Source organism: Halobacillus sp. ABD4_316 (assembly GCF_056161385.1).
Genome location: NZ_JBSWZA010000001.1, coordinates 91,974 through 113,365, shown reverse-complemented (window position 1 = coordinate 113,365; position 21,392 = coordinate 91,974). Strand labels below are relative to the sequence as shown.

The 21,392-nt window shown below is 46.1% G+C and carries 21 protein-coding genes and 1 pseudogene; 7 read left to right on the top strand and 15 right to left on the bottom strand.

Going from position 1 to position 21,392, the window contains the following annotated elements; translation table 11 throughout:
- Nucleotides 1–11: 11 nt before the first annotated feature.
- From ACXAJH_RS00685 to ACXAJH_RS00675, 3 genes are read right to left on the bottom strand one after another with little or no spacing between them, the layout of a single operon-like run.
- Nucleotides 12–194 carry a hypothetical protein gene (locus tag ACXAJH_RS00685; protein ID WP_027953909.1) on the bottom strand — a complete coding sequence of 61 codons (183 nt, stop codon included), beginning with the start codon at nucleotides 192–194 and terminating at the stop codon, nucleotides 12–14.
- A 44-nt stretch (nucleotides 195–238) separates the two neighbouring features.
- Complete coding sequence (locus tag ACXAJH_RS00680) at nucleotides 239–376, bottom strand: hypothetical protein (protein WP_156896435.1); 138 nt, start codon at nucleotides 374–376, stop codon at nucleotides 239–241.
- Between the two features lie 30 nt (nucleotides 377–406).
- Nucleotides 407–1,153, bottom strand: a complete 747-nt coding sequence (locus ACXAJH_RS00675) for an alpha/beta fold hydrolase (protein WP_474992822.1) — start codon at nucleotides 1,151–1,153, stop codon at nucleotides 407–409.
- Nucleotides 1,154–1,425: 272 nt separating this feature from the next.
- Here ACXAJH_RS00675 and ACXAJH_RS00670 point away from each other — a divergent pair, with 272 nt between their 5' ends.
- Together ACXAJH_RS00670 and ACXAJH_RS00665 are read left to right on the top strand one after the other, a co-directional pair.
- Nucleotides 1,426–2,175 carry an SDR family NAD(P)-dependent oxidoreductase gene (locus ACXAJH_RS00670; RefSeq protein ID WP_474968236.1) on the top strand — a complete coding sequence of 250 codons (750 nt, stop codon included), beginning with the start codon at nucleotides 1,426–1,428 and terminating at the stop codon, nucleotides 2,173–2,175.
- A 192-nt stretch (nucleotides 2,176–2,367) separates the two neighbouring features.
- Complete coding sequence (locus ACXAJH_RS00665; protein ID WP_280513294.1) at nucleotides 2,368–2,496, top strand: hypothetical protein; 129 nt, start codon at nucleotides 2,368–2,370, stop codon at nucleotides 2,494–2,496.
- 198 nt (nucleotides 2,497–2,694) lie between these two features.
- Here the strand turns inward: ACXAJH_RS00665 and ACXAJH_RS00660 are convergent, their stop codons facing one another.
- The 4 genes and pseudogenes from ACXAJH_RS00660 to ACXAJH_RS00645 form a co-directional block, all read right to left on the bottom strand.
- Nucleotides 2,695–4,050, bottom strand: coding sequence for a TcaA NTF2-like domain-containing protein (locus tag ACXAJH_RS00660; RefSeq protein ID WP_474972316.1), 1,356 nt, complete (start codon nucleotides 4,048–4,050; stop codon nucleotides 2,695–2,697).
- Between the two features lie 9 nt (nucleotides 4,051–4,059).
- A pseudogene (locus ACXAJH_RS00655) lies at nucleotides 4,060–4,125 on the bottom strand (zinc-ribbon domain-containing protein); the annotation flags it as partial.
- Nucleotides 4,126–4,174: 49 nt separating this feature from the next.
- Nucleotides 4,175–4,903 (bottom strand): hypothetical protein, encoded by a 729-nt coding sequence (locus tag ACXAJH_RS00650; protein ID WP_474992820.1) that lies wholly within the window; start codon nucleotides 4,901–4,903, stop codon nucleotides 4,175–4,177.
- A 590-nt stretch (nucleotides 4,904–5,493) separates the two neighbouring features.
- Nucleotides 5,494–7,653 carry a glycoside hydrolase family 3 N-terminal domain-containing protein gene (locus tag ACXAJH_RS00645; protein ID WP_474971605.1) on the bottom strand — a complete coding sequence of 720 codons (2,160 nt, stop codon included), beginning with the start codon at nucleotides 7,651–7,653 and terminating at the stop codon, nucleotides 5,494–5,496.
- 228 nt (nucleotides 7,654–7,881) lie between these two features.
- Between ACXAJH_RS00645 and ACXAJH_RS00640 the strand changes: the two genes are divergently transcribed.
- The 4 genes from ACXAJH_RS00640 (at nucleotide 7,882) to ACXAJH_RS00625 (ending at nucleotide 11,977) form a co-directional block, all read left to right on the top strand.
- Nucleotides 7,882–9,114, top strand: coding sequence for a sugar ABC transporter substrate-binding protein (locus tag ACXAJH_RS00640; RefSeq protein ID WP_474992818.1), 1,233 nt, complete (start codon nucleotides 7,882–7,884; stop codon nucleotides 9,112–9,114).
- A 76-nt stretch (nucleotides 9,115–9,190) separates the two neighbouring features.
- Entirely contained in the window at nucleotides 9,191–10,072 is an 882-nt protein-coding gene (locus tag ACXAJH_RS00635) for a carbohydrate ABC transporter permease (protein ID WP_474992816.1), read from the top strand.
- 21 nt (nucleotides 10,073–10,093) lie between these two features.
- A complete protein-coding gene (locus tag ACXAJH_RS00630; protein ID WP_474971608.1) occupies nucleotides 10,094–10,924 on the top strand; it encodes a carbohydrate ABC transporter permease in 831 nt (276 codons plus the stop codon).
- Nucleotides 10,925–10,987: 63 nt separating this feature from the next.
- The gene (locus ACXAJH_RS00625; RefSeq protein WP_474971609.1) at nucleotides 10,988–11,977 is read left to right on the top strand and encodes a LacI family DNA-binding transcriptional regulator; all 990 of its coding nucleotides are present in this window, start codon (nucleotides 10,988–10,990) and stop codon (nucleotides 11,975–11,977) included.
- Between the two features lie 42 nt (nucleotides 11,978–12,019).
- Here ACXAJH_RS00625 and ACXAJH_RS00620 read toward each other — a convergent pair whose 3' ends face one another.
- From ACXAJH_RS00620 to ACXAJH_RS00605, 4 genes are all read right to left on the bottom strand, one after another.
- Complete coding sequence (locus ACXAJH_RS00620; protein ID WP_474992814.1) at nucleotides 12,020–13,378, bottom strand: glucoamylase family protein; 1,359 nt, start codon at nucleotides 13,376–13,378, stop codon at nucleotides 12,020–12,022.
- A gap of 1,086 nt (nucleotides 13,379–14,464) precedes the next feature.
- The gene (locus tag ACXAJH_RS00615; protein WP_474992812.1) at nucleotides 14,465–15,445 is read right to left on the bottom strand and encodes a Gfo/Idh/MocA family protein; all 981 of its coding nucleotides are present in this window, start codon (nucleotides 15,443–15,445) and stop codon (nucleotides 14,465–14,467) included.
- 125 nt (nucleotides 15,446–15,570) lie between these two features.
- Nucleotides 15,571–16,605: an NAD(P)/FAD-dependent oxidoreductase gene (locus ACXAJH_RS00610; RefSeq protein WP_474968234.1), complete on the bottom strand. Its 1,035-nt coding sequence runs from the start codon at nucleotides 16,603–16,605 to the stop codon at nucleotides 15,571–15,573.
- Nucleotides 16,606–16,892: 287 nt separating this feature from the next.
- A complete protein-coding gene (locus tag ACXAJH_RS00605) occupies nucleotides 16,893–17,195 on the bottom strand; it encodes a hypothetical protein (protein WP_474992810.1) in 303 nt (100 codons plus the stop codon).
- Nucleotides 17,196–17,424: 229 nt separating this feature from the next.
- Here ACXAJH_RS00605 and ACXAJH_RS00600 point away from each other — a divergent pair, with 229 nt between their 5' ends.
- A complete protein-coding gene (locus ACXAJH_RS00600; protein WP_474968232.1) occupies nucleotides 17,425–17,631 on the top strand; it encodes a hypothetical protein in 207 nt (68 codons plus the stop codon).
- Between the two features lie 49 nt (nucleotides 17,632–17,680).
- Here the strand turns inward: ACXAJH_RS00600 and ACXAJH_RS00595 are convergent, their stop codons facing one another.
- From ACXAJH_RS00595 to ACXAJH_RS00580, 4 genes are read right to left on the bottom strand one after another with little or no spacing between them, the layout of a single operon-like run.
- Complete coding sequence (locus ACXAJH_RS00595) at nucleotides 17,681–18,388, bottom strand: LutC/YkgG family protein (RefSeq protein ID WP_474968231.1); 708 nt, start codon at nucleotides 18,386–18,388, stop codon at nucleotides 17,681–17,683.
- Nucleotides 18,375–19,811, bottom strand: a complete 1,437-nt coding sequence (locus ACXAJH_RS00590) for a LutB/LldF family L-lactate oxidation iron-sulfur protein (RefSeq protein ID WP_474992808.1) — start codon at nucleotides 19,809–19,811, stop codon at nucleotides 18,375–18,377. Before ACXAJH_RS00590 ends, ACXAJH_RS00595 begins: the two co-directional genes overlap by 14 nt.
- Before the next feature lie 16 nt (nucleotides 19,812–19,827).
- Nucleotides 19,828–20,544 carry a (Fe-S)-binding protein gene (locus ACXAJH_RS00585; RefSeq protein ID WP_474971615.1) on the bottom strand — a complete coding sequence of 239 codons (717 nt, stop codon included), beginning with the start codon at nucleotides 20,542–20,544 and terminating at the stop codon, nucleotides 19,828–19,830.
- Nucleotides 20,545–20,601: 57 nt separating this feature from the next.
- Entirely contained in the window at nucleotides 20,602–21,306 is a 705-nt protein-coding gene (locus ACXAJH_RS00580) for a FadR/GntR family transcriptional regulator (RefSeq protein WP_474971616.1), read from the bottom strand.
- Nucleotides 21,307–21,392 lie beyond the last annotated feature (86 nt).

The following is a 21,392-nucleotide window of genomic DNA, read 5'->3' as shown; positions in this document are numbered from 1 at the left end:
TTGATTACCCATCAAGTCCGGTTTCTTTCTACTTCTCTGCGTCTCCACTTCCATTTGACCACCGTCCACCATAGTGTCAGTCCGATAGTAATGAAGAAAGCCATTTCGTATATCAAGGTGTTCTTATACCCCGTCAGATAAAGCACGAGACAGATGATCAGTCCTACAAGCGCTGCTGCCTGCAGCCTTCTCATGATTCATCATCCTTTTTGTGAATAGGTTTTACCTGTAAGCCTGACTACGTAAGTTCTTTTCCTTCTCTATTCCCTTCTTGAAGGTGTTTCAAAATCTGTTCGTTGGTTTTATTCAATTTCCGCAGCTGCAGTTCAATGGATATGGCCGTTACAATAATAATAAAAATAAGCACTAAACCCATAAAGGACTTCCTTTCCCATGGATGGATCATCTATAAACCTAAACCATCCACCTCTTGGAATCTTTTTAACGGATAGCTTTCTAAAAACTGATGGAGGAAACGATTGAATTCCTCCGGCTTCTCCTGATGGACCAAATGGGAGGCAAATGGGACCACCGCTCCGTGAACATGCTTATGATTTCTTTTATATTTCAAAACAGTGGCTGTTTCAAACTCATTTTCTTCACCGGCGATACAAAGAACAGGAATACTTCCCCCGTCCAAGTCTTCTGTGTAAGAAAATGGATACCAATTCTCATCTTGAGCAAGGTCCAGCAGCTTCACCCAACCTGGTCCGTGCAATTCTGTGAAATGTTGATTTATGTCTTTATCATTACGCAGCTGTCTTTGAAAAGACGCTTCTTTTTCATGGATTTCCAGCCAGTGATCCGGCTTGTCCGCCATGATCCCTGAAGTCGTTAACGTAGCCACATACTCCGGAAACCGTTTCGCAAAGACTACCGAAGCCAAGGCTCCCATAGAGGCACCGATGAGATGGGCGAGCTTCAGCTTTAAGTGATCGAGCGTATCCTTGATATCTTCCGCGCATGCTTCAAAATAATGACCCAGATCATCACTCTTTGATTTTCCATGCCCTCTTAAATCCAGAGCAATGACACACATGGTAGATTTCAGCGATTTCCGCTGTTCCACAAAATCTCTCTCCCCCGTCTGAAGCCCTGCGTGAAGAAAAACGGCAGGATCTCCCTCCCCTTCTATGATCGAATGCAATATCATAACACCCCTCCTCCCTCTCTCATCCCCATCGATAAAGAATAAAACCTGCTTTATCATTCTTATGAAAATAATAACATAGTTTACCAATTAAGTTGTTTATTACAAGATAACCCTGGCAAACGAACCGGTATTCACCCATATATTTCTATAGGAAAATTTAACCACGTATGACTCTGAGCAGTTTGCTTCTCTTTTTTCATCAAGGACTTCTATAATAAACATGAAACACCGGAAACACATCATTTCTACTATTGACATAGGAGGTTATCATGATGAGTAAAGTTGCAATTGTTACAGGAGGCGGCAGTGGCCTGGGCCGTTCCGCTGCACTGAGACTGGCAGAAGAAGGTGTCAACATTTCCGTCGTTGATGTCAACGAGGAAGCGGGAGAGGAAACCGTCAAACTGGTAAAAGAAATCGGACCTGATGCGATTTTTGTACAGGCTGACGTTTCCAAAGCGGAAGAAGTGAAAAAATATGTCGATGAAACCGTCGAAAAGTTCGGTACCATCGATTACTTCTTCAACAACGCCGGCATCTCCGGGAGCGGAAAATACTACTTAGATACAGATATCGAAGAGATTGAAAAGATCATCAATATTAACTTAATGGGAAGCATGTACGGCATCCGCTATGTAGCCGATGTGATGATTAAAAACGGCGGAGGCGCTATCGTAAACACCGCTTCCAGTGCCGGAGTCATCGGACAGACAACGGTTGTCACATACTCCGCCACGAAACACGCCCTTGTAGGAATTACGAAGAGTATGGCGGCCGAATATGCCAAAGACGGTCTGCGGATCAACGCCGTAGCCCCAGGTCCGACCGAAACACCAATGGTCGCTTCCTACTTTGAGGCGAACCCGGAAATGAAGAAAAGCGCAGAAGCAGGAATTCCGCAGCAGCGGCTCGGAACACCAGAAGAAGTGGCCGAGCTTGTCAATTTCCTGCTTACATCGAAAGCTCAGTATATCAATGGCGAAGTGGTCCGCATCGACGGCGGCTTCACGAACGCCAAATAAAACCAAAAAGGTTCCACGTCTTAAACGTGGAACCTTTTTTCTGTAGAAAAAGCCTGTGCTAACCAGTTAGAGTTTTCCAATTGTCGTGTAAAGGGATCACATTCCGCTTATCGTTGGATGAATGCCGCGGGCATCACCACCGATAAGCTCCTCGTGCCGACGTTAGAATATAGAGGAGAGAGGTTGCACCCTATGCAGGTTCGCAGATTCAAAAGTACGGCATGGGCTGCGCTGATGACGGCTGCCTGCCGGAATATGAAAAAGGTTGTCCTCCATCCAGCAAGGGTGATCCGGGTGAAGAAGAGTCTTTTTCGATTTTAAAGAACGAGTAGTCCGAAATCGCCGAGCGTAGGTATTGCGAGGAAGCTCGGCCACGGAAAGGGGCTTTCGCTCCTGGAGGTAAGAAAGAAAAAAGCTCGTAAAGAAACAAAAATTCCTCTACAAGTTGAAGGTTCCACGTCTTAACGTGGAACCCTTCCCCATCGGTTTGGTTACACTCCCACTTTTAATGTTTACAAGTCAATTGATTTCCACAAAGGAATCGACTTTTAATTCACCATTTTCTTCTTTGAGGAGATAAGTCGCTTCAAAAGTCGGTTCTTTGTAGTCTCCATCTGAGTAATCAATTTCATAAGTTTCACTCATGGTTACCTCATATTCACCTTCGTCCACTTCTTTCAAATTGAGCATTTTTCCATCCAGTAAAGTTTCACTCTCAACTCGACCTGATTCTATAAAATCACGTGATTCTGCTTTACCAGTTCCGTCTGCACTGAAATATGGTTCCACAATGGAGAAATCCTTAGAATTTAAAGCATCTATGCTCTGCCCCAAAAACTGCAGCATGAAATCTTCCACTTCAGCCTTTTCAATAGTCTCCCCCTGGCTATTATCCGCATCCTCTGTTGTGTTGGTATTGGTATCGGGCTCTCTGTCCGCATGGACTTCTTCCGCTTCCAACTCCTCAAAATATAATGGTATTGACCCCCATAGATTGGATTGTGTATCCACCTTTTCAGTTGTATGAGTCTTCCCATCTTCATCTTCCCACTCAGCGTGAACCGTCACTTCTTCCTCTACGGGAAACGGCCCGAGTTCCGGGTAGGCTGACAAAGGCTTATCCGTACTTTCTCCATTGATAAATAAAATAGCGTCTTCTTTATTTGTATCCAGGGTGTAGGAATTACTTGGAAAATCAATCATTAACTCAGACTCGTTTAATTCATTGGGAAAAACACTCCATGTACCCCTGTACTCAAAAGTTCCGAACTCGGATTCAGCCTCTCCCTTAACGTCATACTCTCCTGGATAGGCCAGAGTAAGATCCTGGTATTCAGAAACGCCCTTCACTCTCAAAGTTTCTCCTTCAATGGAAACACTCGTATCTTCCACATTTGCAGAAGCGACCACTTGATTGGGGATGGCTTCGATATCATAGGTGGAATACAAGCCGAACACCTTAGGATGCTCTTTTACAGTGAACACTTTACCTCCACCATATTCGTAAATGGAGAAATCAAACGTTTGCCCATCTTCACTTTCGAACCCTTCCGTCAACTGGATTCGCATGCTTTCCCAATCAGAAGAATGAATATAAGATAAATATTCTTCTTTATTAATCAATGCGGTCTCATTAACATCCACCTCATCAAAAAACGCTTCTGCATCTTGATCAGTGACCGCTCGATCCATTGCCTGAACGATCTTTAACGGATCGGTTACCGATGAAATAATAAAATGTGCACTCGTTAATAAAACGACTAAAGCAATAATTGAGAAAATCCCGACTCTTTTCTTCTTTGACATCGGCTTACTTGGAGGACGATGCTGAACAGGCTGTGCGACATTTGCTTGAGCCTCCGGTTGATTTTCCATCTGCTTAGATCCACAGGAAATACAAAACGTTTGGTTCTCTTCAAGACTCTCCCCGCATTTCGTGCAATATTTCAATTGTACCGCTCCTTTATTCTATAACTCTATAGATTGCGTTTGTATACTATTAAAAGAAGGATAGAAATGAATCGACTTTATCCAACATATCCGAAATAATCCAATCCCAAATCAAGTAGGAAATAAACAAAATCAATAAGCTGGTTCCTGTACTCCAATAAAACACATTTCGATCCGCATTCAACAAAAGTCCCTTATGATAAATAAATATAGCTGGTACCACTGTAAGCACGAACGTGGTGGAAATCCCTAATAACGACATTGTCATAACCACGGCCCCGCTAAGTCCAAATACAATGGCCAGCACGTTAATAGCAGCAAACGGAGTGACTAAGGAGCCATATTGAGCAATTAGTTGTTTAATCGTTAATGACAGCCCCATAAACCTTGCCATCATAAACAGAGAAGCCAAACAAATAACCAGTCCAATCAAAGAAACTAAAAATAATCTGGAACTGATATTGAAGAACGGAAGAGAAGCCTGTTCTCCAAAACCCATGCCCATAAGCTTGAATAATGAATTAGCTAAGAAATAAAGACTCATAGAAAAAGCCGCCATATAGATGATCAGCGTGACAAGGCCTTGAGCAAAAGCCGATTCTCCTGTATGGAAGGCTAAGGAAGGCTGCTTTAGAAAACGCAGAGCTCCTTGACCATAGTCTCCCGACATCTTTTTAACTTTCTCCACCGATTCCTTGCCGGATCCGGCTGATTGATTTCCCATGGTAGAAGCTGTTGCAGCCTGTTCCGCGTTTCCTACCGGAGTGGATTGATCCAACGGAGCACCACAGGCTCCGCAGAACTTCCCGGATATTTGTTCATGGTTACATTGTGGACATTTCATCTCATCATCCCTTTTTAAGTATTTTTCGCCTGAAACTGCGTTGCTGATATGTATGGTATAGGCTTCAGAAAACAGCTATATGAAAAGCGCGCGTTTCATGATTTGTACTCCTTTCTCAAAATTAAAAAATTATCCTTATCATGTAATATTTTACTGATAAGGATAACTAACCCTATTATACATATAAAAACTAAATAACCTAGTTTTTTTACAAAAAATAAACAAAAATATGGTACTTATTATTCATTAAGAAAGATTCACCCAGCTTTAAAGTATTTCAGGTTGATGCTTTTGCATTTGAATCGCAAACCAGCGATGGTTATTACCAACCGGAGTTTTTTCTATCCCCCCCTTTATATATGCACCTACAAAAACAACCCCTTAGGAATAGGCAGGTAGGAATTACTCTGCGCGAACCTTCTTCAGTAATTTACCTATAAATGAATAGGCATGTATGATTCTATAAAGATCAACTTAAAAAACCACATGGAAAGATTCCATGTGGTTCTGGAGTGAAGATGGATTTAATCAAGAAAGAATCTTACAGACTGTGCATCCCGACTGTTTGGTCCTACGAAAACCTCAAATTCCCCTGCATCACTTTTATGTTCCATGTTCGAATGATAATACCTGAGCTGATCCTCTGTAAGAGTGAAATGAATGACCTTCTTCTCATTAGGATGGAGATAAACCTTTTCGAAATCCTTCAACTCTTTCAACGGTCGGACAACCTCTCCCACCAAATCTCTCACATATAACTGAACGATTTCTTCTCCAGCATAATCACCTGTGTTGGTAACTTGTATAGAGACTGTCAGTGATTCATCTTGTTGGATCCGCTTCGAGGAAACCATCAATTGGGCATATTCAAATCGGCTGTAACTCAATCCATACCCGAACGGAAATAATGGTTCATTCGGGATATCGAGATATTGAGATACATAGCGCTCCTGGGCATCCGGCGCACCTTTAGGACGGCCTGTGTTGTAACGGTTGTAGTAGATCGGAACTTGTCCAACGGAATAAGGTAACGACATCGTCAGTTTAGCCGATGGGTTCACTTCGCCGAATAGGAGATCTGCGAGCGCGTTCCCGCCTTCGGTTCCTGGATACCAGGCTTCAATGACGGCGTCGGCATTTTCAATGACTTCGCGTAGATCCAGAGGACGTCCATTGAATAGAACGGCAGTGACAGGTTTCCCTAATGCTTTGATTCTTTTCAGAAGCTCTAGCTGGACCTCAGGAATGCGGATGTCTGCCCGGCATCCAGCCTCCCCGCTCATATCAGAATGCTCCCCCAGCGCTACAACGATGGATTCTGCCTGTGCGGCTTTTTGCAGTGCCGCTTCCATTTGTTCGTCCGTTCCCGTTTCAATGCCGGTCCCTGCTGAAGTTAGGAGCTGGTTTACATATAAGTATTGGGAGAAGCCGGAAGCAACGGTAACAGTATCATCGGCTGAACCTCCCCATGACCACGGCCCGAGAATATCGGTATTGTCGGCGAATGGACCGATCAAAGCGACCTTTTGATCCCTCTGCAAAGGTAGAGTCCCTTCGTTTTTCAGGAGTACCATCGATTTAGCGGCCAGTTCACGGGAAGCCTTTCTGTTTTCCGTGGAGAGAATATGGGTGTCTTCCTCTTGTTCACTCGCTCCCCGGTAAGGATTATCAAACAATCCAAGTTTCTGTTTCAATTGCAGAATACGCAGCACAGCTTCATCGAGGGTGCTTTCTTCCAATCTCCCCTCCTCGATCAGTTCTTCTACATGATTGACGTAACAGGACGTCATCATTTCGACATCGACGCCCGCTTTCATTGCTTTTTCCGCTGCCTGCTTTTCATTTTCTGCGACGCCGTGAGGGATCAATTCCTTCACCGCTCCCCAATCAGAAATGAGCACGCCATCAAACTTCCATTCATCTCGGAGAAGGCCCCTCATTAACGGTTCATTCCCTGTCGATGGCATACCATTTAAAATATTGAAGGCTGTCATCACCATTTGCGCACCTTCATCTAACGCAGCCTTGTAGGCGGGAAGGTAGTTTTCACGCAGCTGCCATTCGGACATATCGACGGTATTGTAATCACGTCCGCCCTCCGGCGCCCCATAGGCAGCAAAGTGTTTGACGCAGGAAGCTACTTTGTGAGGATCATTTTCCAGATCTCCTTGAAAACCTCGGACGAATGACCGGGCAAACTGGCTGTTCAGGAAGGTGTCCTCCCCTGTGCTTTCCATGATTCGCCCCCACCTGGGTTCCCGTGATAAATCCACCATCGGAGCGAAAGTGACGTGCACGCCGGCGACAGCCGCTTCTCTAGCTGCAATGGAAGCACTCTTTTCAGCCAGCACCATATCCCAGGAGCAGCCGATTGCTAAGGGTACAGGAAAGATGGTCTTGAACCCATGAACAATGTCCGACATGAACAACAAAGGAATGCCTAACCGACTCTCTTCCATATGAACCTTTTGAATATTGATCGTTTCTTTCGCTCCTGAAGCTCCTAGTACTGAACCTGTACGTTTGATATCTTCTTCATCTATATTCATGTGAACCATCGGACCTGTAATTTCCCCTCGATCGGAAGCTCCTTTGAAAAAGGGTGTGGCCAATTGGACGAGCTGTCCCACCTTTTCTTCTACAGTCATTTGATCCAATAAGTGTTTCAGTTGATGTTCTCCCATGAATGTTCCCCCTCAGTTTAAGAATTAGTGAAACGTTTCGAATAAGTATATTCGCAGTATAATGTCACCATAATTATCCGTCAACTGCTTTATTTATTTATTAAATAAGTCTTTATTAAATTTTATAAAAAAATCAAAGAAGTAGTTGAAAGCGGATACAAAGTAAATTATAATTCATTTATCGAAACGTTTCAATAAACTTTGATTTTTCAAAAAGGGGTGCTTTACGTGAAGGGAAAACTATGGTTGTTGATCGTTGTTGTTATGACATCATTGATGTTGGCAGGATGCTCGGACAGCTCATCCTCTGAAGGGGATAAAAACACGGTAACGGTGTGGGCGATGGGAGAAGAAGGTAAAAAACTGAAACAGTTCAGTAAAGATTTCGAGGAAAAGAACGAAGGTTTGACGGTCGATGTGCAAGCTATTCCATGGGATACAGCCCATGATAAATTGTTAACAGCGGTGGCCTCAGGAAATGGACCCGATGTCGTCCAACTGGGCACAACATGGGTACCGGAATTCGCAGACGCAGGAGCTCTCCTCGATTTATCCGAATATATGGAGGATTATCCGAATTTCGCAAAGGAAAATTACTTCGATGGTTCTGTAACGACGATGGAACATGATGACGAGATCGTAGGCATCCCTTGGTATGCCGATACACGGGTTATTTACTACCGGAAGGATATCTTGAAAGAAGCAGGCTATGAAGAAGCACCGAAAACGTGGGACGAGCTGAAGGAAGCCGCTCAAACGTTAGCGGACCGTGGCGAGGATATGTATGGTCTGGATATCGATCGAAATGATCAGATCACCCCTTTCATTTTCGCATGGCAGAATGGTTATGAGGCGGACCTTGAAGAAGGGAATTTGAATTTTGATTCTCCGGAATTCAAAGAAGCGATGCAATATTATACCAGTTATTTCGAAGAAGGAATCAGTCAGAAACAGGAAGGCAAAGACATCGTGGAAGCTTTCAAGGAGGGATCGAAACCAATGTTCTTCAGTGGGCCCTGGATGATCAATATCATCAATGATCAGGCCCCGGACCTAGAAGGAAAATGGGCGACCGCTGTCATGCCGACCAAAGAAACGAATACGTCCAGCATGGGTGGCGCGAACCTATCCATCTTTGAAAGTTCCGACAACGTGGAAGGTGCACTGAAATTCATTTCCTATATGACAGATGTAGATACACAATTGAGCTGGTTGGAAGAGTCCAACACTCTCCCTTCCCGGACGGAAGCGTGGGAAGATCCAGTGATGCAGGAAGATCCGATGTATGCAACATTCGGAGAGCAGCTGGAGAATACAAAGCCTGGTTTGCAGACCGAACAATTTGAACGCATTGCCCAGGAACTATTGGCTCATATCGAGCGCATTACTGTAGGTGGAGCCGACGTAGAAAAAGAGCTTGAGGAATTCAACCAGGAAGCTCAAAGCTTGATTGAAGAATAAAACATCCATGGAAGGATGGAATGGAACCCCATTCCATCTTCTTTTATCCATGTCATAACAAGGTAGGTGGGTTTTCATGAAATTAAAAAATAGATATCCTTATCTGTTCATATCTCCAGCTGTTCTCCTGTTATCCCTTTTCAGTTTGATTCCGATTCTTATTGCCTTTTTTATCAGTTTCACGGATATGAACTTGAAAGGTCTGGCCGATTGGTCTTCGATTTCCTTCATCGGATTTGAAAATTACCAAACCCTATTCGCAGATGATACATTTATCAAGTCCATTTTCAACACTATCTTTTACGTGGTTATTGGTGTTCCTTTAGTCATCATATGTTCATTATCCATCGCTTTGCTGTTGAACTATGGAACCAGCAGGCTTTTCTCGATGTTCCGGGCCGTGTACTACATGCCTTCGATCACGAATATCATTGCTGTCGCTGTGATCTGGGGTTATTTATACAACACGGAATACGGCTTGTTCAACTATATTCTCTCCCTGCTTACAGTTGAAAACATCCCATGGCTGCAGGAACCGACCATCGCTAAGATTTCATTGATTATCTTAGCGGTTTGGAAAGGGATCGGGATCAATATGATCATTTTCCTGGCGGCTCTCCAGGGCATCCCAAAATCCTATTATGAAGCAGCCGAAATGGATGGAGCAAACCGTTTGCAGGTGCTTTTTCATGTGACGTTGCCGCTCCTGCGCTACGCTACGTTCTTCGTGACCGTGACCACCCTGATTGGCTGGATGCAGTTTTTCGAAGAACCGTTCGTCATGACTGATGGCGGGCCGTTGGACGGCACGATTTCCATTGCCCTTTTCATTTACAAGGAAGGTTTTCAATTTAGTGAATTCGGTTATGCAGCAGCTGGGTCTTTTGTGCTTTTCGCCATGATCATCGTTGTAACGATGATCCAATTCAGATTGAGAAAATCAGATACGGAATATTAACCGAAGGGGGTTTCAGCAGTTATGGCAGCAGCGACTAAGAAAAACAAGTGGGAACAAGCGCTTGTCATCTTTATTATGGTAGCGGGAGGCATTCTCGTTTCGATTCCATTCATTTGGATGATCTCCAGTTCTTTCAAGCCTGAAAGTGAAGTGTTGGCGATCCCACCGACCATCATTCCGGAAAACCCAACCCTTGAAAATTACATCAACCTCTTTACCAACATGAATTTTGCCGTCTATTTGAGGAATACACTCGTCATTGTGTTCTTCTCTTTCCTCGGGTTATTATTTAATGCGATGGCGGGCTATGGTTTCGCTAAATATGATTTCAAAGGCCGGGAAAAAGTGTTCTATATCGTCTTGGCGACAATGATGATCCCCGGTCAGGTCACCATGATTCCTGTGTATCTGTTGTTAAATGCCATGGGACTTACGAATACGATGACAGGTATTATCTTACCGGGCTTGGCTGTCGCCTTCAGCATCTTTTTATTCCGTCAGTTCATGACGACAATCCCTGATGATTTGATTGAAGCAGCGAGGCTGGATGGCGCGGGAGAATTTTACATCTTTTTCCGTCTGGTCATTCCGATTGCGAAACCGATTTTTGCTGTTCAAGGGATTCTGACCTTCATCGCAGGGTGGAACAGCTTCCTTTGGCCGTTGATCATCGCCAACGATGAAAGTCTTTACACCTTATCCGTGGGACTTTCCTTACTGCAGGGACAATATGCGAATAATTTTGCCCTGCAAATGGCAGGGGCTGCTTTCATGGTCGTACCCATCATCATCATCTTTTCTTTTTTTCAAAAGTATATTGTGGAAGGTTTTACCATGTCAGGAATCAAATAAGCCGGTTTTCTTGTGAGAAGTGTTATAGTTTAAGTATATGAATGGACAGATGGAGGATTTAATATGGCTACAATTAAAGATGTGGCTAAGCGCGCAGGGGTTGCTCTTTCGACAGCTTCCTATGCGTTAAATGGCAATCAAAAAGTGAGTGCATCGACGATTGAAAAGGTGCTTAAGGCCGCCAGAGAATTAAATTATCAAAAGAACGGGTTCGCTTCCGATCTGAAACGGACCAAAACGAATACCATCGCCTTAATATTGAGTGATATGTCAGGGCCCTACTTTTCTGAGTTAATCAAAGGGGTCCAGGAAGTGACCGCCAGCCATCAGTATGATTTGATCGCCTGCAGCTCCCTTGGGGGCGATCGATCCACTGCGACAAAATTCCTGCGGGAGAAACGGGTGGACGGAGCCATCATTCTTGCGAATAATGTCAGCACCCAGTTAATTGAGGAGTCTGCACGTGAAGACTTCCCTATCATCGTGCTGGATCGGGAAGTTCAAAATCCGTTTGCAATCCATGTGAAAGTTGATAACCGTCATGGAGCCAATCAAGCCACGGAGCATTTGATCAAGAATGGGCACAGGTCGATCGCCTATATTAGTGGTCCCCATGATTCCCACGACAATGAGGAACGGTTTAAAGGCTTTTCAGATGCCTTGAAAGACAATAACCTCCCGTTTCAATCCCGCTTTAAAATTAGCGGGAATTTCACTCGTGAAGGTGGTTACCGGGCAACCAAAATGCTTATTGCCCAGCAGCAATTGCCAGATGCTGTGTTTTATGCTAATGATGAGATGGCCATCGGTGGCCTTCAAGCTTTCTCGGAAAAAGGGATATCTATTCCGGATGACGTTTCTATCGTGGGATTTGATGATATCCAGTTATCGGAATATGTAACCCCCCCTTTGACAACCATCAAGCAACCAAAGTATGAAGCAGGCGCTTTAGCAGTCCATACCATTTTCCAAATGCTTGCCGGAGAGCAGGTGGACCAGTCGTTTGATCTTTCCACAGAGTTTGTGAAACGCTCTTCTGTAAGAAGCAAATGAAATAACCCGGTGATTCTCTCTTGAGAGTCACCGGGTTATTGATTATTCGATGGAGAATTCTTCTTTGATCAGTAAATCTTCAGGACCGTGTCCAATGTCCGATTCATGGAAATAATCTCTGATTACCCCATCTTTCAAATAATTGATGATCGAAACCATTGTCATACCCTGATCGAGAGCGAGATAAGCATTGGTCACTTCCCCTGTTTCTACATTGACGGAATCTAAGAAGCCATACTTGCTGTAAGTATCGAAACGTTTCAATTGCTGGATATTTTTGAAGGCTTCCATCGGTGCGTAGTCAAGAGCTAAGAAAGTGGCGTGAGGCGTTACCGTGCCATCTGACTTATATCCATCCATGCCAAGCGGTGTAGCGGCGAATTCCGAATAATCCTCAGGCGTCGCGGCAGGAGACATTCCCCATGCTGCGTATCCTTCCTCTTTCGCATATTGGATTTGAATGTCAGCATGACGCTTATTGTTCAGTCCCAGGGCGTCTTTACCCAGTTCTTTTTCTTTTAATACAAGAGGTGGCATGAGAGCTTCGAACATGCTTCCGCCCCAGCTTGGTACATACTTTTTACCCTTGTAAGAATAGTGGCCCTCAAACACGTCCACACCATCATACGTCGTCAAATATCCTTCCGGCTTCTGAGCTTGCCAATCCCAGCTGTCCGGCATCGTGCGGTACATCATCCACCAGTGTTCTTTTGGAACATCTCCCTTACCGATAGCGATGTAGCTGGCGACACGTGGTTCCGTGTAAAACGCTCCGTAATGGTGGGACGTATAGCTTTCTGCTGCGACATCATATCCGCCTCTCATCTGCCCGACTTCAGGCGTATAGAGGGTGGAATAATCCATATCCTCTACGATTTCGTCAGACTGATCATAGAGCTCCGGGTACGCTTGCCCGACGACAATCAACCCTGCAGAAAGCCAGCCATTATCTACGGTTGAAATGAACTCCCCCCAGTCCGTATACAGCGATCCATCGGATGTATTGTACCAGTTATAAAACAGCCCATTCCATGTTTCCATACTTTCAAGGGTCGTAAGTGTCGTCTTAATTTTTTCAACAGCTGTATCACGGGAAATGTGCCCCGCTTCCTCCGCTGCAATCGTACTCATCATATAGATTCCTATATTAGTTGGTGAAGTATGCTTCTGTGCTGTCATCTCCCCATTTTCATCATATCTGACAGCATCATAAGTGAGTCCCGTCTCGTCCACTGTAAAATCTTCAAAATAACGGTACGTCTTTTTTGAAATCGCTTTCAATTGTTTGGTTAAAGCAACCTCTTTTCCCTTTGGGGACTGTTTAGCAGAAGATTCGGCTGGTACGGCAACACTCATCACTAGGATAAGGGTAAAAAACAAAAGGAAAACCTTCTTTTTCAAAAAAACACTTCCTTTCAAAGATTGGTGAAACGTTTCGATTTAAGTGTACAGGACTATAGGGTAGTGGTAAATACGATAATAGTAGTAATTGTCTTAAATTTCAGATCGTAACTAAGGTTAAAGTAATGGTTCATTTTTCTAATGAGTAACGGTAAGGATCAGAAAAGCGGAATTATCTCAGTTTGTGCTATCAGCGTTTTGCCGGCGGTACCCAAGACTGGGGGGGATTAAAAAAGTCGTCCGTCAATGGCTTTTAATAAAGGGGGAATTTTCTATTGGCATAATAGCTGCATTATGTTACACTTATCCAGCGATGAGCTGAATTGCATAAGACGAGATTGACGCGCCTTTATGGCAAGGCACTAATGTGGAGTGCTGTCACTCGCCGCAATACGCAAAGACGCCCTTTTTAGGGCGTCTTTTATTTTTGGAAAATGAGATCTTCCATATTATGTTATTCCTTATATTCTATTAGAATCATGGTTTAGTTCTTTCTGTTCTTTTAAATCGTTTCTTAATTTCTCTACTTTCTCGAACTTCCTTACAGTCAGCAATGAAAAAACACTAACTACAATATACTTCATCATTATTTCATCTTTATTTTGCTCAATAATTTTTTCCACCAGAATGTTCCTTTATTTTTTTTTTAAGTATATTATAAAGAAAAACACCGCATGAACATTACCTCTTAAAATTCAGCCTCCACTTATAGAAGACTTGATTTCGAGGTGTGTGCGAATCAATTACTACAATCCATTTATTGAAACTACGACAGGCTTTGGAAAAGAGTGATCGTTATAAATAAACTAGATAAACAACCAGCAGACAATAATGTTATCATTTTCCACCGGTTTATTTTATTTGAAGGTTTTACAGCCTCTTTAGACACCATAACCCATGCAGCCATAGATATGATAACTATGAGAAACAGCACCTCTTGAGACATATTTCACACCGCCTTTCTTTATATATTACGATCAGCTTACTTTAAAGTTTCAAAAATCATCCAATTCCGCCTCATATCTCGAAACTGAGTCTCCTGCCCTTTCACTGAAGACTCAATTTCGGGATAATGACAAACACAACTCAACCTCCATAATAGTCTTTTAACAATTCATCCATCACACGGTTGGTGCGAAGAGCCGTCTCCCCTGTACTCGGACACGTCCCTTTGCCTGTAAGCTCATGAACGATCGACTCGATATGAGGCTGCTGGATATGCTTGGGGTGTTCAATAGTAAAGTCTTCTTCTCCCTTTTCTGTAAGCAGCTTCACCGGTTTGTCATCAAACGTGGAAAACTGGATTTCTCCTTTTGAGCCGACGATCTTGTTGTTATCTTCATGTTTGTAAGAGGAGAAGTTCCACACGCCTGTGCCTGCCGCTCCAGATTCAAACCGCCACGTTCCGCTGACCGTATCCTCTGCGGGGTACACGTCAGCGAGGTTACAGGCGGTGCCTTTCACGTCCTTCAGCGGACCCAGGAGATAGTCAAAAAGGTCGAGGGTATGGGCCCCCACATCATAAATCAACCCGGCGCCGCTCGTTTCCGGCATGACGCGCCACGGCCAGTTCCCTTGCTCGTCTCTTTCCGTTAAACGCTGCGTCTGTTGGATGGATACAAACCGGACATCCCCGATAGCTCCATTGTCGAGCAGCTCTTTAACCTTTAAAAACCTCGGAAGTGATCGACGGTAATAGGCGACAAACAGAGGTACGCCATGCTTTTCACAAATCTCCACCATCTCGGCACAAGCTTCCGTACGGTCTGCCATCGGCTTCTCCACATAAACGGGTTTGCCCGCTTCTGCTGCCATGAGCGTATATTCCTTATGAGAGGAAGGCGGTGTGGCTATGTAGACGGCATCCACTTCAGGATCATGAATCAGTGCTTCCGCTTTGTCATACCATTTCGGAACACCGTGACGCCGGGCGTAGTCTTCAGCCTTCTCCCCGTCTCTTCTCATAACCGCTGTGAGCGAGCTGTTGTCGATAAGTTGAAACGCCGGACCACTTTTGACTTCTGTGACATTGCCGCATCCTATGATTCCCCATCGGACTGTATTCATTTGTTACTCCTCCTGTCTTGTTTCAATGATGTAAAATAGCACTCCCTTTTCTTCTTTCCACGCCAACGAAGCATTTCCCTGTTCGAAATAAGAAAAAACCCCTGCTTTAAGCAGAGGCTTTTCGGTCAGGAAGAAACCAGCTGTTCTTCCTTCCATTTTTTATTGTATTCATCCATACGCTCATTGTGGGAGGAGACCATCGCACGGGCACTGGCCTCTGGATCGATATACTGCTTGGCCAGGTTCACGGCATTGGCTGCATCCTGGAAGGCCCCGGCAATCAAGTGAAGCTTTCCTTCGTGATGAAGGATGTCACCAGCAGCGAACAAGCCCGGGACCGAGGAGGCACTCTGGGCAGAGCCTTTTATGAAAAAGTCATCCACCCGCTCCAGCGGGATCGGGCTTTGGTCAAGAAGGGATGCGTCTCGGTTGAAGCCATGGCTGATGATGACTTCATCGACATCCAGCGTTCTTACCCCGTGTTCCGGATGGGTGAGCGTAACCTGACTGATCTCCGTTCCTGCTTCATTGGCGGTCAACGCCTGGATGGCGGACTGCTCATTCAGCTCAACGCCCTGTTCGATGAGAAGGTCAATACTCGCTTCATGACCTTTCAGTTCTTCCCGGCGGTAAACGAGATGGACACGTTCTGCAATGGGAGCCAGTTCATTCGCCCAGTCGATGGCTGAATGACTTCCTCCCGAAATGACCACACGCTTGCCGGCAAAGCGCTGAAAGGACGGCACGGTATAATGAAGGTTGCTGACTTCAAATTTCTCCGCTCCCTGGATATCCAGTTTCTTCGGTTCGATGATGCCGCCGCCGACTGCGACAATCACAGATTGCGACCAGTGCACTTGTCCGTTATGGGTGGTGAGCTTAAATGTACCGTCGACCTTCTCGATGGACGTTACCTTTTCTCCCAGCACGATATCCGGATCGAACGTCGTTCCCTGCTTTACGAGGTGATCGATCAACTGCTGTCCGGTGACAGCCGGAAGACCCCCGACATCCCAGACTATTTTCTCAGGGTATACATGCACCTTGCCGCCGAGAAACGGGTGGCTTTCGATGATTTTCGTTTTCATGTTTCGTAAACCGCTGTAAAAAGCTGAGAAAAGCCCGGCTGGTCCTCCGCCGATAATCGTCACGTCGTGCATATGTATCCGCTCCCTTTTTTGATCTGTTACACACATTATAGTGAAAGTGAGAATCATTTTCAATAAGAATCATCAAAAAGAAAACAGCTCCCGCCTAAAAGCAGAAACCGTTTTGTGGACGATTATCTTCTAGGAATAGCACGACGGAGATCAAAAAAGTCGAACAAACCGCAGATAACACCGCCGGCAAGGAAAAACCAAGGCAGGAAAAGACCCCCTTCTCCCCATGTATGTACGAACGTATAAAAACAAGGAGAGCGCCATACGTCCGGCAGAACTTTTCCAGCTTACGCCCGGCTGTCTTCATAGTTCTCCTCCTTTTCGTTCATGAGGGAGATCAACAACCTAATCATGTTCAGCACTGCTGCATAAAGCAGGGCACTGCCCGCCCCTAAGCCTGATAACAGGAGGTCTTCCTCCGATTTCACAAAGCAAACACCCAGGATGCATCCGGCAGCACCTCCCGCCAGGATCCAAATAACAAGACGAAGCGGTGAGCGTATCGGAAAGCTTTTGTGAACAGATGTAATGATCTTGTCAGCCAGCGTTCCTCCGATTAGAAAGAGCGGGAATGTAAAGCCGAAAACCATGACCGAATTGTCATATCCCGGGCTTCTTATGTTCCAAATGATACTTAAACTGATAGCAGCTAAAAAAGCGGCCAGACTTCTATGAAAAATACCTATTCCCCCAGACTCATTGTCTATTCTTATGTAAAGTGTTCTGTTTTCTATGACCTGTCAAGTGGATATGGTAAGATAGGAACAGCCCCTGCCAAGACAACCAGCAGGACAACGTGATTGACAGGAGGAAGCCGCTATGAAAGACAAATTGAAAAAGGATGAATGGTTCCATTACATCATCGCCATCGCTGCCCTGGCGTCCGGACTGCTTCATTTCTTCTTTAATTGGGACTATTACCATCATCACCATTACTTAACTTCAGGACTGTTGTTCTTTACCATTGGTCCTGTCTTATACGTGGTTTGTGCCTTTGCCTATTACCGGGCAAAAACTCACGATTGATTGAAAAAGGCCGTGCCTGTTCCGTGTACGGCCTTTTTTTCGTTCAACTTTACCTATCATCGACGACGATGTAGGTCGCCTTCACCGGACCGTGCACCCCGACAATCAGGTTCATTTCAATATCCGCGCTGTTGCTCGGACCTGTAATAAAGCTCACGCATGAGGAAACAGGCACCCCTTTTTTCTCCTGCTCATGAATGATTTTTGCTGCCTGCGTCATCCTCGGGACGAGCGTACTTTTCGGGATAACCGCTACGAAGGTTTCCGGGAGCAGGCTGATTGACCTTCCGTTCCAACGGTCGTTGAAAAGGGTGACGGTCCCTGATTCAGCAAGGGTCACATCGCTGAACACGATGCCGGCCCCGGCCTTTTCTGCGGTCGTCACGTTCTTCTGTCCTTCCTGCTCATCCCACACATGGACATGGTAACCATCCTGTCTCATTGTTTCAAAGACATCAGAAAGACCGTACGCTTCCAGACGGGGACCGCCGGCGCTGACGATGGTTTGAATGTGATCCTCCTCCCATACATGCCTCAAGGTTTCTTCAAGCTCTTCAGTCGTCGTTACGAGACACTTCGTATGAATAATCTTACACTGCTCCTTTAGTTTTTCCAGCAGCTGGTCCTGGTCTGCTCCTTGGAAGACCCGCTCCTGAGGCTGTACGGAGTAGGCTGGTCGTTCAGCCCTTGTTCTCCGGTCCCTTCCCAATTGTCCGGCGAGTTGATCCAGGAAGCGTTCCCGATTATAGACGGTCATCTTTCTCCCTCCTTTTCTCCCGTTCATCAAACCACGTTCGAAAGCCCTTTTTCGCTGGTGCCGGAAAATCCCGGGCTGCCGTCCACGCTTTCATCGGACCCGGTCCATTCTTGATCGACCCGTCCTTCGTCCACGGTTTCAATACCGTTCCCGCCATTTTCGTACTGAGTTTGTAAGCAGCAGGCGTCGAGGCCCATTGTGCAAAACCGTTCATAGCGAGCCGCTCCGCTTTGGTCGTTTTCTGTTCCTTTTCCACGATGATTTCCCTGTGGCGGATCAAATGTTCATGAAGCGGGATTTTCACCGGACAGGCTTCGGTGCAGGCCGCACAAAGACTGGAAGCGTAAGGCAGCTCCTTATGGTCTTCATACCCATCAAGCAGCGGTGTAAGGACAGCCCCGATCGGTCCCGGGTAAATGGAATTGTACGAATGTCCGCCGACATGGCGGTAAACCGGACAGACGTTGATACATGCCGCGCACCGGATGCAGTGGAGGGCGGACTGGAATTCCGTTCCTAAAATCTTCGAGCGGCCGTTATCGACGATGACCAGATGAAAATCTTCCGGGCCGTCCACTTCATTTTCCAGACGCCTGCCCGTCAGCGACGTAATGTAGCTCGTCAGTTTCTGCCCGACCGCCGCGCGGGTCAACAGGCTGACAAGCACCTCCAGCTCCTCCCATGTCGGTACGATTCGTTCCATGCCCATCACAGCAATCTGTGTATCCGGGAGTGTACTGACCATACGGGCGTTTCCTTCATTGGTGACGAGCGTCACGGTACCCGATTCGGCTACGGCAAAATTACAGCCGGTTACACCGATATCCGCTTCCAAAAAATCCTGCCGGAGCTGCTCGCGGGCAAAAGCCGCCAGTTCTTCCGGGTCATCGGTTTTCGTATAGCCTTTTTTCGTGACGAACGTCTCTCTGATCTGGCTTTTATTTTTGTGAAGGGCGGGCGTAACGATATGGGACGGGGGATCTTCATCGAGCTGCAGAATCCATTCGCCAAGATCCGATTCCACAACTTCACACCCACTTTCGTCAAGGGCTTCATTCAAGCCGATTTCCTCCGTCACCATTGACTTCGATTTGACGACTTTCCGGGCCTGTTTTTCCGCAGCGACCTTCTTCACATAGGCGTTGGCTTCCTCGGCCGTCTCAGCAAAAAACACCGTTCCGCCCCTTTTTTCCACCTGCTCACTCAACTGATGCAAGTAGGAGTCGAGGTTTTCCATTGTATGCCTGCGGATCTCCTCCCCAAGCGTACGCCAGTCCTCCCAGTCTCCGAGCTCTTCTGCCGCTTTCAGCCGCCCTGTCCGGAAACGGCCCTGCGCTGAGCTGACGGCATGGCGCATAAACGTATTGTCAATCCCTTCCTGAATCCGATCCGCATACGTTTTCGTTCCAATCTTTATACTCATTTGTCCGCCCTCCCCGTTATTGGCTGTTCAGAACTTGAGCGATGTGCAGCACTTTCACGTCATCTTCGTTCCGTGATAAGCGTCCGCCGATATTCATGAGGCAGCCCATATCGCCGCCGATTAAGTATTCCGCTTTTGTCTCCGTGACGTGGCACGTTTTCTCCTCGACCATCTGTGCGGATATGGCCGCATTTTTCACAGCAAATGTCCCGCCGAACCCGCAGCAGTCCTCCTCTTGAGGCAGATCGATCAAGGTGAGTCCTTCGACATTTTCCAAAAGGCGGCGCGGCGCATCTTTTACTCCCAGCAGCCTCGTCATGTGACAGGAGGGGTGGTAGGTAGCTGTACCTTGAAAAGTAGAGCGAACGTCTTCGATGCCTAAAACGTCTACGATGAACTGCGTCAGCTCGTAGGTTCTTCCGGCTACATGTTCTGCGCGTTTCTGCCATTCCGGTTCGTCCCTCAAAATATGTGGATATTCTTTCATCATCTGCACACAGGAACCTGATGGACCAACGACATACTCGGACGCATCAAAGGCGGCAATCATCTGCTTGACGGCTTGTTTGGACTGGGTCGTGTACCCGCTGTTGTAGGCGGGCTGTCCGCAGCATGTCTGACCAGCTGGAAAATCCACTTCGCATCCGAAACGCTCCAACAGCTGTACCGTATCCTTCCCCACATCCGGCGTAAAGGTATCACACAAACAAGTGATAAATAACGAAACGTTCATCATTCATCCTCCCTTTTAATCATAAGGTCATCTGATGACTGGAGTAGAACCCTTTCATCACGAAATGATTCCACTGAGCGATTCTCTGACGTGATTCAAATGTTCCACCATAAATGCCTGCGCTTCCTCGTTTTTTTCTTCCTTTATAGCAGCAAAAATCCGTTGATGCTGGTCCAGCAGCTGACGTGTGCCTTCTTCGGTGTGAAGGAGCTTCCTTGTCTCCCGCATGCCCTGCATCATGATTTCCGACACGCTCTGCATGAGGTGAAACAGCATTTGATTGTGAGCAGCTTTTACCAGCGCCATGTGAAACGCCAGATCCGCCTGCTCCCCGATGTCCCCATTTCCCTTCGCTCTTTCCATCTCAAAAAGAGCCGCTTCCATGGCTTGAAGGTCTTCATCTGTCCGTGATAAAGCTGCCGCTCCTGCCGCCCCCACCTCGAGGATCTGCCGGACTTCCAACAGTTCTCTCATATCTTCCGGCTTCATTAGAAACGCGACAGATGCAGGAACGGTGAACCGGGCAGGATCGAACGTTTTGACATACGTCCCTTCGCCCTGGTGCATTTCAAGAATACCCATGGCCCGCAGCGCACTGAGCGCTTCCCTGATCGCTGACCGGCCGACATCAAAGCTTTTGGCCAAAGCTTCCACACTGTCCAGCTTATCCCCCGGCTTCAACCGACCTTCCTTTAAAGATTCCAATAACGAATCCGCTACCTGTTCATAAATTTTCTTTCTCCGAATCGGTTTATACTCCACGCCACTTCCCCCAACCCTATCTTTTAATTTCAGTTTACTGTATTCTTCCATTCTTTGAAAGCGCTCACGGAAAAATAACAAAAGAT

Bases quoted from the DNA above. Each gene is read 5' to 3' on its own strand.
- ACXAJH_RS00685 (WP_027953909.1), bottom strand. From the start codon at position 194: ATGAGAAGGCTGCAGGCAGCAGCGCTTGTAGGACTGATCATCTGTCTC.
- ACXAJH_RS00680 (WP_156896435.1), bottom strand. From the start codon at position 376: ATGGGTTTAGTGCTTATTTTTATTATTATTGTAACGGCCATATCCATT.
- ACXAJH_RS00675 (WP_474992822.1), bottom strand. From the start codon at position 1,153: ATGATATTGCATTCGATCATAGAAGGGGAGGGAGATCCTGCCGTTTTT.
- ACXAJH_RS00670 (WP_474968236.1), top strand. From the start codon at position 1,426: ATGAGTAAAGTTGCAATTGTTACAGGAGGCGGCAGTGGCCTGGGCCGT.
- ACXAJH_RS00665 (WP_280513294.1), top strand. From the start codon at position 2,368: ATGCAGGTTCGCAGATTCAAAAGTACGGCATGGGCTGCGCTGATGACG.
- ACXAJH_RS00660 (WP_474972316.1), bottom strand. From the start codon at position 4,050: ATGGAAAATCAACCGGAGGCTCAAGCAAATGTCGCACAGCCTGTTCAG.
- ACXAJH_RS00645 (WP_474971605.1), bottom strand. From the start codon at position 7,653: ATGGGAGAACATCAACTGAAACACTTATTGGATCAAATGACTGTAGAA.
- ACXAJH_RS00635 (WP_474992816.1), top strand. From the start codon at position 9,191: ATGAAATTAAAAAATAGATATCCTTATCTGTTCATATCTCCAGCTGTT.
- ACXAJH_RS00630 (WP_474971608.1), top strand. From the start codon at position 10,094: ATGGCAGCAGCGACTAAGAAAAACAAGTGGGAACAAGCGCTTGTCATC.
- ACXAJH_RS00625 (WP_474971609.1), top strand. From the start codon at position 10,988: ATGGCTACAATTAAAGATGTGGCTAAGCGCGCAGGGGTTGCTCTTTCG.
- ACXAJH_RS00615 (WP_474992812.1), bottom strand. From the start codon at position 15,445: ATGAATACAGTCCGATGGGGAATCATAGGATGCGGCAATGTCACAGAA.
- ACXAJH_RS00610 (WP_474968234.1), bottom strand. From the start codon at position 16,605: ATGCACGACGTGACGATTATCGGCGGAGGACCAGCCGGGCTTTTCTCA.
- ACXAJH_RS00605 (WP_474992810.1), bottom strand. From the start codon at position 17,195: ATGGTTTTCGGCTTTACATTCCCGCTCTTTCTAATCGGAGGAACGCTG.
- ACXAJH_RS00600 (WP_474968232.1), top strand. From the start codon at position 17,425: ATGAAAGACAAATTGAAAAAGGATGAATGGTTCCATTACATCATCGCC.
- ACXAJH_RS00595 (WP_474968231.1), bottom strand. From the start codon at position 18,388: ATGACCGTCTATAATCGGGAACGCTTCCTGGATCAACTCGCCGGACAA.
- ACXAJH_RS00590 (WP_474992808.1), bottom strand. From the start codon at position 19,811: ATGAGTATAAAGATTGGAACGAAAACGTATGCGGATCGGATTCAGGAA.
- ACXAJH_RS00585 (WP_474971615.1), bottom strand. From the start codon at position 20,544: ATGAACGTTTCGTTATTTATCACTTGTTTGTGTGATACCTTTACGCCG.